The sequence below is a fragment of the Methanomicrobiales archaeon genome, assembly GCA_030019205.1.
In the GTDB taxonomy this organism is placed as follows: domain Archaea; phylum Halobacteriota; class Methanomicrobia; order Methanomicrobiales; family JACTUA01; genus JASEFH01.
The window spans coordinates 22,838-33,080 of record JASEFH010000026.1 but is presented as its reverse complement, the minus strand read 5'-3'; the positions used below and the strand labels follow the sequence as shown (position 1 = coordinate 33,080).

Sequence of the window (10,243 nt, the reverse complement as noted above, 5' to 3'; positions counted from 1 at the left end):
TCGCGCGTCATGGGCCTCGGTGCGGTCCAGCGGCAGAGCCTCATCACGCTCGCATCCACGATCGCCCTGACGATCATCGGGTTTGTCGCCACCTTCTACTTCGCCCACGTGCTCGGTCCCTCCATCCTCGGTGCCTACTTCCTCTTCCTCGCCTACCTGGGCATCTTCGACCTGATCGGGGACGGCGGGTTCGGCGGCGCCGCGGTCAAACGGATATCGGAGGGGAAGGACCAGTCGGCGTTCTTCACGGCATACGTGTTCCTGCGGGTCCTGCTGATCGCGGGATCGGTGCTGCTGCTTCTCGCTCTGCAGGATCGATTCGTGGACCTGCAGGAGTCGGGGATGTTCTTCTGGCTCATTGCGGCGTTAATCGTCGGCATCTTCTCGTCCAGCATCGGGAGGGGGATCTATGGGACGGGCAAGGTGGGCGTGTACCAGGTCAGCAACCTGCTGGGCAACGTCATCAAGGTTCTGGTGCAGATCCTGGCCGTCTTCCTGGGATACGGCCTTGCAGGTCTCGCCGGGGGATTCATTGCCGGTGTCATCGTCGGAGGTGCGATCAATTTCAGGTTTCTGGATCTCCGCCTGGCGCGGTTCGACCTTGGCCACCTGAAGAGCCTCTTCTCCTTCTCCTTCTGGTCGTTCCTGGCGGCGAGCGGGACTTTGGTCTACACGTATTCGGATACGATCCTGATCGGCTATTTTCTGGGCAATGCCGATGTTGGCATCTACCGCACCGCATTCCAGCTCACGTCGATCGCCACCTTCACCACCATCGCCCTGCAGACCGTGCTGTTCCCGAAGATCAGCGGATGGGGTACGGATGGGAATCTGCGCATCGTGGAGACGGCGATGGCCCGCTCCTTCTCCTACGCCCTCATCCTGGCGATCCCCGTCGCCGTGGGCGGGTGGCTGCTCGGGGACAGACTGCTCTTCTACCTCTACGGAGAGCCGTTCGTGACGGGGGCGCCGGCCCTCGCCGTCCTCCTGGCCGTCCAGATCGTGAACGTCTTCATGTACCTCCTGACGAGCAGCATCAGCGCCCTCGATCAGCCGCGGGAGTCGTTCAAGGTGACCGCCGCCGCGGCCACGGCCAACATCCTGATCAATATCGCCCTGATCCCGCTGGTGGGCATCGTGGGGGCGGCGATCGCGACGCTCGCCACCATGCTGCTCAACGCCGCGCTTGCCTACCGCGTGCTCTCGCGGCTCATCCGCGTGAGGCTGGAGAGGAGGCCTGTCCTGAATATCTGCATCGCGGCGCTGGTCATGGCGGCAGCCGTCGGCATCCTGCGGTTCATCGTTCCCCCGGACAGCGTGGTCACACTCTTCCTGACGGTCCTTCTGGGAGGGGTGGTGTATACCCTGGTGCTGCTGCGGCTGGACCGGGCGTTTCTTGAGGACTTCCGGGAGATCGTCGTGCAGCTGGGGATCCCCTGGCCCTGGTGGCTGGACCGTTGACACCGATCCGGGTCGAGGACGGCAGGGAGCCTCCCGATGCAGGCGGTGAGAGCGCACGCTCTCCCCTGCGGGAGCTGCCCGCCGCGAGGCAAACCTGTTCCCGCCGATCGGGAAAGGTATATCAGGCCCACGCGCCAGAACAGAACCCATTCCGGTGATTTCCTCCAGCCGGGTGGGGGAATTCCCCGAGGCGTGCAGAGGCTCTCGATGAAGGTGCTCATGATCGGGGACTACGAGCCCCAGATCGGCGGGCCGGCGCATGTCGTGCGGCATCTGGCCAGGTGCCTCTCCCGCGAGCATGCCGTATCCGTGATCCACATGGAGTCGCCGCCGTATGCGGCGGGCCCCGGCCACCGCTCGGACGGCCCCGTTCAGGTGTGGCAGGAGAGGCTCTGGGTGCCGGGTCGCCTGGTGCTGCTGCAGGGCATCCTGCAGAAGGTGAAGAGAGCGCTGCTGTTGCGGGATGGTCTGGACCTCTACCACGCGCACGGCCCCTTCAACGCCTTAATCGGCCTGCTGGACCGAAAAAGACCCCTCGTGCTGACATGTCATGGGTATCTCACGCTCGAGTCGGTCGCGAACGGGGAGATCCGCCCCGGTTCGATCCGCTTCCACATCTACCGCTGGGTGGAGAGGTGGGCCGTGCAGCGTGCGGATGCGGTCATCGCCGTCGGAAGCCGCCTGAGAGACTGGGTGGTCCGTGAACTGGGCGCCGACCCGGAAAAAGTGTTCTTCGTTCCGAACGGGGTGGACACGAAACGGTTTGCCGCTTTCGATGCGAGAGGGGAGAGGGAGAGGTTCGGGATCTCCCGGAACGATTTTGTGGTGGTCTTTGTAAAATCGTTCACCGAGCAGAGCGGGATCCGCTACCTCCTGACGGCGATCCGGGAGGCGCATGCAAGAAGACCCTCCATCCGCCTGATCGCCATCGGCGGGGGACCACTCGGGGAGGAGCTGCGGGAGACGATCTCCCGGGAGGGCATGGAGGGATTCGTATCCCTGACAGACAGGATCCCCCACGGCGAGATTCCGCGGTACCTGAATATGGCCGACTGCTGCGTCGCCCCCTCGATCCCCGTGGGCGGCGCGGAGGAGGTCTTTCCCTTGGGGGTGCTCGAGGCGATGGCCTGCGGCAAACCCGTCGTCGCGACCGCCATCGGCGGCTTGAAAGAGATCCTGGAAGGCGGCGATGGCATCGGGCTGCTGGTGCCCCCGATGGACGCGGGAGCGCTGGCGGACGCAATCGTCGATCTGGCCGACCACGTTCCCCGGGCGAAGGCGCTGGGGGAGAACGCGAGGAGGCACGTCGAAGCCACCTATACATGGGAGAGGGTCTCGGCGGAGACGCTGCATGTCTACGAGTACGCCCTCGCGTCCCGCCGTGAGAGATCCGAAGCATAGCAGGCAGCGGAGCACGGCGGTATCGCAGCTACCGCCTCCTTCGTGATCGCACCGAACACGACCCCCGTCGCGCCTGCTGCGATCGCTCTGTTCGGGAGCTGGCAGGAGAAGCCCCGTTCCCGGGGGCCGCTCTCCGATGGCGAACCGAAGGCCGTCCTGCGGAACGATGCAATAGGGGACTGCCTCGATCCGCGCTCGAATGCCGGGCCATCGCTTCCCTCCCGCGCGAACCGAAACAGGAGCGCCCGCCAATCCCGTTTGCTCCGGTCGGCGAGCGGGCGGCATCGAGTTGCCCGGCAGCTGCCGGATCGTACCGCCCACCGTGGCGGAAAGCAGAACGCCCCGAAGAGAATGGCAATCCCGCGAGGACGCGATCCGGCAACGGCGCTATAAATCAAACCATCTCCGCCGTTCGATTCGCCGGGACGGCTCGTGGAGAAGATCGGCGGCGCTTCGTGCGGGCAATTCAGTCGCCGAAAGTGCTGCGGATGATCTCCACGATTCTCGCGCTGGCGTCCCCTCTTCCGAATAGTTCTGTATGGGAACCTTCATCGGGCTGGAAGCCTTCGGCCAGGGAGATGATGGCATCCCTGTCCGCTCCCGCCAGCACGTTCCACCCCTCTTCGAGTGTCTCGCTCCACTCCGTCGAGTCCCGGAGCGTGATGCAGGGCACTTTGAAGATGTACGCCTCTTTCTGCACGCCGCCGGAGTCGGTCAGGATCATCTTCGCATTTCTCTCCAGACAGATCATGTCGAAGAAACCTGCGGGAGGCAGGACGGTGATGCAGGCGTTCAGGCGATCCCAGAGGCCGTACTCTTTCAGCCTCCTCTCCGTCCTCGGGTGGCACAGAAAGACGACATCGCCGATCTCGCAGAACGCAGCCACGATATTGTTCAGGTTTTCGATATTGTCGGTATTCTCTGCGCGGTGGACGGTTGCCAGGTAGTAGCCGCGGGCTGCGAGATGCTGCTCCTCGAGAATCCTGGATTTTCCGATCGCCAGATGGACCGATCCCCGCAGAACGTCGACCATCACGTCCCCCGTCAGGTGAACACCCTCCGTGATCCCCTCTCTCGCCAGGTGCCGCACGGCGGTCTCCGTGGGGCAGAAGAGGAGATCCGAACAGTGATCCACGAGGATGCGGTTGATCTCTTCGGGCATGCGGCGATCAAAAGAACGCAGCCCGGACTCGACGTGGGCAAGCGGGATGCGGAGCTTCGCGGCGGCGAGGGCACCGGACAGGGTGGTGTTCGTATCGCCGAAGACGAGGACCAGATCCGGAGGCGCCGAGATGAGCGTCTCCTCGATCCTCTTCAGCATCTCTCCCGTCTGGTAGCCGTGCGTTCCGGACCCCACATGTAGGTGGTAATCGGGCTCCGGGATGCCGAGCTCGCTGAAGAAGATCCTGTCCAGGGCATAGTCGTAATGCTGGCCGGTGTGGATGATGATCTCCTCGCAATGCCGCCGCAGTTCCTTCGAGAGCGGCGCCAGTTTGACGAAGTTGGGCCGCGCCCCGACGATGGATGCGACTCTCATGGCTTCACACCGATCCGGACCGCGCCGAGACGAATTCGGGTCCGGATCCCGGCTGCACGCCGACGAACTGGACCGCATTGGCAGGTGACGGGTTCCACAGATCCCATGCAAACCGTACCCGCTGCCGGAGATCGATCGACTGCCTGAATGAGGTCATCGGAGGGGGCGCATTCCCGAGCCGATCGCGGTTCATCCCTCGATGCTCTTGATGTGCTCCTCGGTCTTCTTCGCCAGGTCCTCCTCCCCCTGGAGATTCGCCACGTCGCGGATCGCCTCCAGGACGTGGACGGAGTCCTCCAGAAACGAGAGGATGTCGGCGGGGTAGATATCGATCCCGTACTCCTCGAGCAGGTGCGCAGAGATCTCGCGGTGGTCCATGCCGCCCTCGCGGAGTTCGATGATCAGCATCGCGAACCGCCTCTCGGGGCATCCGCAGAGCGGGGCGTCGCGGCAGTCGCAGGTCAGGAACTCCCGGACGAAGGCCAGGAGCTGGTCGTGCAGACTGTCCTCCAGGTTCCGGAAGTTGAGCGTGCTGATCGCCTCCAGGAACGCACCGTGGAACATGAACTCCGGCAGCCGCACGCCGGAGATCCGCTCCACCTTCCTCGACGCGCGGAACCGGGCTTTGTCCGCGATCACGTGACTTCTCCGGGCTCCTCGTCGAAGTTCTTCAGGCTCTTCATCTCGTCGCGCATCGTCTCGATCTCGATCAGCCACTCGTCAAATAAGGTGGAGTCCTTCATATCGTCTTTTAAGTATTTCTCGCAGCAGGAGGCCCCGTCGATGACGCTGGCGCCGATATCGGCGGCGAGCGCCAGCGCCCCCTCCAGATCCGTATCGGCGAGGGCCCGACCCTCCTTCACGTGAGTCTTGATCGCGCTCTTGTCGAAGCCGCCTTCCAGGTACTTGCGGCAGGAGGCAAAGAGCACCAGGAGGGAGAGCTGGAGAGACTCGACGATCTCGCCGATCCGGTCCTCGGGCAGATCCGACATCACGATCGCCTCCACCTGCCCGAGCTTCTCCAGCGCCTCCTCCCTGGTGAACCGCCCGTTCTGGTAGAGCCGCACGATCTTCAGGGTCGAGATGGTGATATCCTCGGTGAAGTTGTAAAGCGCCTGGTAGCCCTCCGGCATCTCATCGCCCTCGGGCTCGAAGTTCATCCCTCTCAACGTGTTGATCCAGTTATTCCAGCGCTCCTGGCTATAGAAGATATAGAACAACTTCTGCGGCTGCTCCTCTTCCTTGCTGCGTTTCTTTGCCATTTCAGTACCACATCAGTATGGCATAAAATATGAACCTTCTCTATTCAAATCCCGGAGACGGGAAAAATCAGGCAATCAGCCCGTTTATGGCGATTCGGCGTGCCCCCGGTGTCGGGGGAGGATCGGGTGCGCCGCACGATATGTATATCAGCCCGAAAGCATAAACTGCGACCGCGACCACCGGAACACCGAAAGGAGTGGGGCCGATGCGCATGAAAGAGAGCCGGGGAGGTGGACCATGCCGGATCTGACGGTGAACGTCATCATCCTCCTCCTGCTCATCCTCGGAAACGGCCTCTTCTCCCTGGCCGAGTTCGCCGTTGTCTCGGCCCGGCGGGCGCGGCTCCAGCAGATGGCCGACGGCGGGGACGAGAACGCCCGGGCGGCGCTCGAGCTCTTGAGATCCCCCAACCGATTCCTCTCCACGATCCAGATCGGGATCACCCTGATTGGCATCCTCGCCGGCGCCTTCGGAGGCGCCACCGTCGCCGCCCAGCTGGATGCCGTCCTCTCGACGATACCCGCCATCGCCCCTTACAGCGCCTCCCTCTCCCTCGGCATCGTCGTCGTTACGATCACATACCTGACCCTGGTGCTGGGGGAGATCGTCCCCAAGAGGCTCGCACTGCAGAATCCCGAACGTCTCGCCGGTCTCGTGGCAAATCCGATGCGGGCGGTCTCCCTGATCGCCGCCCCCTTCGTGTACGTCCTGTCCGTATCGACGGATGCGGTTCTCCGCCTGTTCGGCGTGCGGGGGCCTCCGCAGCCGACGGTCACCGAGGAGGAGATCCGGATCCTGATCGAGCAGGGGATCGAGGCCGGTACGTTCGAGGAGACCGAGAGGGACATGGTGGAGCACGTGTTCGAGCTCGGGGACCGACGGGTGAACGCCCTGATGACGCCCCGCACCGAGATCGTCTGGATGGACGTCAACGACACCCCCGAGAAGATCCGCGACAAGATCGTGGAGAGCGGCCACTCGCGGTATCCGGTCGCCGAAGGTTCGCTGGACGAGACGCTGGGCATGGTGCGGGTGCAGGACATCGTCGCGCAGCTCCTGTCGGGATCGCCGACGGATCTGCGGGCATCGCTCCGCCGCATTCTCTTCGTCCCGGAGAGCATTCGTGTGTTCAAGGCGCTCGAGATCTTCCAGCAGTCGGGAATCCACTTCGCCCTCGTCATCGACGAGTACGGGAGCGTGCAGGGGCTGATCACGCTGGAGGACATCCTGGAGGAGGTGGTGGGCGAGATACCCTCCGTCGAGGAGCTGGCCGAACCCATGGCGATCCAGCGCGAGGACGGCTCCTGGCTCCTCGACGGGATGCTCCCGGTAGACGAGTTCAAGGAGATCTTCGGAATGGATACGCTGCCCGCCGAGGATACCTACCAGACCCTGGCAGGTTTCGTGCTGCTCCAGACGGGGCATATCCCGACCATCGGCACGCGGTTCGAGTGGGGCGGGCTGCGGTTCGAGGTGGTGGACATGGACAGGAACCGCATCGACAAGATGCTGGTGACGCCGCTGCCGCCGCCCGCCGCCGCCACGGCCGGGGGCTGATACAGGGCAGGATCGATCGAAGCCACCTGGCGCACGCACTTTTTAGGGATATGTCCGAACCATGGGGGCGACCTGGGCAGCTCGTTCTGATCAGGCCGACCAAGACACTCGACTGGCGATGCTCCCATCGAGGCCTTGTCGCTCCTGTGGGAGAGATGGGTGTACCCCTTGTATCCTCATACGAATGGACGTTCATGCGGGGATGCGGTGAGAAGACGCCGTTCTCGTGCTCCCTGACCCGACCTATCGCACTGTAGGGGGGAGGGGAGTGCGCTCCCCCTCCCCCAACTGCCCCCACCCCCGCGGTACGATTGGGCTTTGTTCCTGAATCCCTGAAGATAATGCATCCCGCAGAGGTGGACTAACGTCCCCCGTTGCCCCATAAAAAAGCACTATTAAGGAGAAGGCCGACTGTTGTACTGCAGAGCATGCCGATAACGAGAGAGGTGCATCTGTCGTGGACGTCGTGATCGTCCGTTACGGCGAGGTCTTCTTAAAAAGCGAACCGGTCCGCCGCCGATTCCTGCATCGCCTGGTGCAGAACATCCGGAGGACGCTGGATGCCGGGTCCCTCGACTACCGGATCCAGGAGCACCGCGGGCGGATCCTCGTCTTCGGCCCGGATCCCGAGAGGATAGCGCAGTCCGTCAGCCGCATCTTCGGCGTGGTGGACGTGAGCATCGGCACCGCCACGACGAACGCGGTCTCCGATCTGGCGGAGGCCGCCCTCTCCCGCGCGAAGGAGCGGCTCGCGCCCGGGATGTCGTTTGCGGTGCGGGCGCGGCGGGAGCGCGTGCAGGGGTTCACGAGCCAGGAACTGGGCGCGGCGGTCGGTGCAGCCATCATGGCGGCGATTCCGGGGATATCGGTCGATCTCGGCTGCCCGGACTACGAGATCTTCGTGGAGGCCCGGGGGTTCGGCGGGCTGGTGTACGACCGCCGCATTCCGGCGCCCGGCGGACTCCCCTGGGGCACCCAGGGTCGGGTGCTGGCCCTCGTCAGCGGGGGGCTGGACTCCCCCGTTGCCTCCTGGCTGATGATGCGCCGCGGCTGCGAGGTGGTGCACGTCTACATGGACGGGGGGCGATGGGTGGGTCGCGACCGCAGCGCCGTCGTCGCCGACCATCACCGCACGCTCTCCACCTGGTGCCGGGGGTATCCCCTTGACCTTCTCGTCGTGGACGCGGAGCCCTTCTACGACCGCATGGCCGAGGCCGTCGAGCCGAGGCTCCGCTGCGTTGTCTGCAAGCGGTTCATGCTGATGACGGCGAGCCGCCTCGCCGCCGGGACGGACGTCCGCGCCCTGGTGACCGGTGACAGCCTCGGGCAGGTAGCCTCGCAGACCCTGGAGAACATGGCGCTCATCAGTTCGGCAGCGTCTCTCCCCCTGCTCCGCCCGCTGATCGCCTACGACAAAAGCGAGATCGTGGACCTGGCGCGGAAGATCGGGACCTTCGAGCAGACGAAGGGGGAGCTCTGCTGCAGGGCGGTCCCCCGCTACCCGGCGACGGCGGCGCGGGAGGTCCCCGTGAAGCAGGCCGAAGAGCGGATCGGCATCTCCGCCCTCGCCGATGCGGCTGCACGGGAAGCCCGCAAGATCCGGGCCCTGAACGGGGAGATCGAGGAGATCAGGTGACGGATAGCCCGTTCTCCAGTGCGATCTCCCGGAAGGCGTCGGCCACGTGCCGCGCCTGCTGCTCGGTGATCCCGTAGGTGTTGAACTTCCAGACCCTGGTCGCCCCGGGGATGATGCCGGCGATCCCCCGCTCCTTGAGCGCGCTCGTGAGGAAGAAACCCCGCTTCCTGTGTGTTCTGGCCACCCGGTCGAAGGACCGGGTCGTGTTCACCCGCGTCAGGGTATGTCTGCGGGGATACTCGCTCACAATCTCGGTGCCCTCGATGGACCGCAGGGCGTCCACCACGATCTGGCTGTTCCGCAGCTGGGCGTCCCACTGGCGCACCCGCTCCCGCACCTCGGGGAACGAGGCCATCATGGCGACCAGAGTGACCCCCATGAGGGTGCACCCCATCATCTCCACCTCCTTGATCCCGAACGTCCGTTCGGTCACGTCCCCCCGGACCGCCGTGGTGCGGAAGAGCTCGCCCGCGTACTCCTCGCGGACGGCCAGCACACCTGAAGGGGCCGGCGCCGCCATGCTCTTGTGCCCGGAGCCCACGACGAAGTCCACCCCGAGGTCCTTCCCGTCCACGGGCAGGACGCCGACGGTGTAGGCGCCGTTGTAGAGCACCTTGATGTCGTACTGATGGGCGACCCGGGCGATCGCCTTCACCTCGTGCTCGTTCCCGAACTGGTAGTCGAAGTGGTCGACGAAGAGCAGCGCGGGAGGACGACCGTGCTGCTGCATCACCTCCTCGATCTTCTCGGCCGCGGCTTCGGCGGTGATGATGTTTCCTCTGCTCTTCGGGATCTCCAGCGGGATTGCCCGCGCCGCCTCCACCGCCAGGAATTCGGTGTAGTGGGAGAGCGCCGTGAGCAGCACCACGTCCCCCTCCCGCGCGAAGGTGTGGGCAACCGCATGGAATCCCCGCCGGGCGCCCGCCACGAGACGCACCTGGTCCATGTTCAGCCAGCGGGCGAGATCCTGGTGGAACGTCTTCACGGGGGGCTTCTCGATGAAGTCCAGGCGGAACGGCTTCCTGCAGAAGTCGCAGACGGAGTAGCCGTCCCCGTAGGCGATCACCGCCTTCATCGCCTCCGGTGTGAGCCGTCCCGCGGCCTGGATGGGGTCGAGGTTGATATAGAGTTCGTCCAGCTCCCGCACCTCGATCGCATCCCCGCACATCATGGCAGGAGATCCTCCTCGAGCCGCTCCAGCTGCCCGCGTACCTGCGCGATGAGCGCTCTCGCCTCCTGCTGCTGCTGCGGGTCGAGCCTGTGATCCGGTGCGGTCTTCCGCAGCATCGCCCGCAGATCCGTCAGGGCGAACAGGGCAAGAAAAACTGCATCGACAGCCCTTTTGGTCACCAAATCACCATACTAATATCGATCTTGGTATATAGATA

General features: G+C 64.4%; 9 protein-coding genes. 4 read left to right on the top strand and 5 right to left on the bottom strand.

The window, feature by feature from the left end; all coding sequences use genetic code 11:
* Together QMC96_11835 and QMC96_11830 are read left to right on the top strand one after the other, a co-directional pair.
* Nucleotides 1-1,461 (top strand): flippase (locus tag QMC96_11835; protein MDI6877450.1); only part of this gene is annotated, 1,461 nt, incomplete at its 5' end.
* 192 nt (nt 1,462-1,653) lie between these two features.
* Entirely contained in the window at nt 1,654-2,862 is a 1,209-nt protein-coding gene (locus QMC96_11830) for a glycosyltransferase family 4 protein (GenBank protein MDI6877449.1), read from the top strand.
* A gap of 466 nt (nt 2,863-3,328) precedes the next feature.
* On the opposite strand, the gene wecB is transcribed toward QMC96_11830, so the two are convergent.
* From wecB to QMC96_11815, 3 genes are all read right to left on the bottom strand, one after another.
* Nucleotides 3,329-4,399 carry a UDP-N-acetylglucosamine 2-epimerase (non-hydrolyzing) gene (wecB, locus tag QMC96_11825; GenBank protein MDI6877448.1) on the bottom strand — a complete coding sequence of 357 codons (1,071 nt, stop codon included), beginning with the start codon at nt 4,397-4,399 and terminating at the stop codon, nt 3,329-3,331.
* 189 nt (nt 4,400-4,588) lie between these two features.
* A complete protein-coding gene (locus QMC96_11820) occupies nt 4,589-5,038 on the bottom strand; it encodes a DUF5814 domain-containing protein (protein MDI6877447.1) in 450 nt (149 codons plus the stop codon).
* Entirely contained in the window at nt 5,035-5,661 is a 627-nt protein-coding gene (locus QMC96_11815) for a DUF2150 family protein (GenBank protein MDI6877446.1), read from the bottom strand. Before QMC96_11815 ends, QMC96_11820 begins: the two co-directional genes overlap by 4 nt.
* Nucleotides 5,662-5,899: 238 nt before the next feature.
* Between QMC96_11815 and QMC96_11810 the strand changes: the two genes are divergently transcribed.
* Complete coding sequence (locus tag QMC96_11810) at nt 5,900-7,219, top strand: hemolysin family protein (GenBank protein ID MDI6877445.1); 1,320 nt, start codon at nt 5,900-5,902, stop codon at nt 7,217-7,219.
* 457 nt (nt 7,220-7,676) lie between these two features.
* Nucleotides 7,677-8,855 carry a tRNA uracil 4-sulfurtransferase ThiI gene (gene thiI, locus QMC96_11805; protein ID MDI6877444.1) on the top strand — a complete coding sequence of 393 codons (1,179 nt, stop codon included), beginning with the start codon at nt 7,677-7,679 and terminating at the stop codon, nt 8,853-8,855.
* On the opposite strand, the gene pscS is transcribed toward thiI, so the two are convergent.
* Together pscS and QMC96_11795 are read right to left on the bottom strand one after the other, a co-directional pair.
* Nucleotides 8,848-10,026 carry an O-phospho-L-seryl-tRNA:Cys-tRNA synthase gene (gene pscS, locus QMC96_11800; protein MDI6877443.1) on the bottom strand — a complete coding sequence of 393 codons (1,179 nt, stop codon included), beginning with the start codon at nt 10,024-10,026 and terminating at the stop codon, nt 8,848-8,850. The genes thiI and pscS overlap by 8 nt on opposite strands.
* Complete coding sequence (locus tag QMC96_11795) at nt 10,023-10,205, bottom strand: hypothetical protein (protein MDI6877442.1); 183 nt, start codon at nt 10,203-10,205, stop codon at nt 10,023-10,025. Before QMC96_11795 ends, pscS begins: the two co-directional genes overlap by 4 nt.
* Nucleotides 10,206-10,243 lie beyond the last annotated feature (38 nt).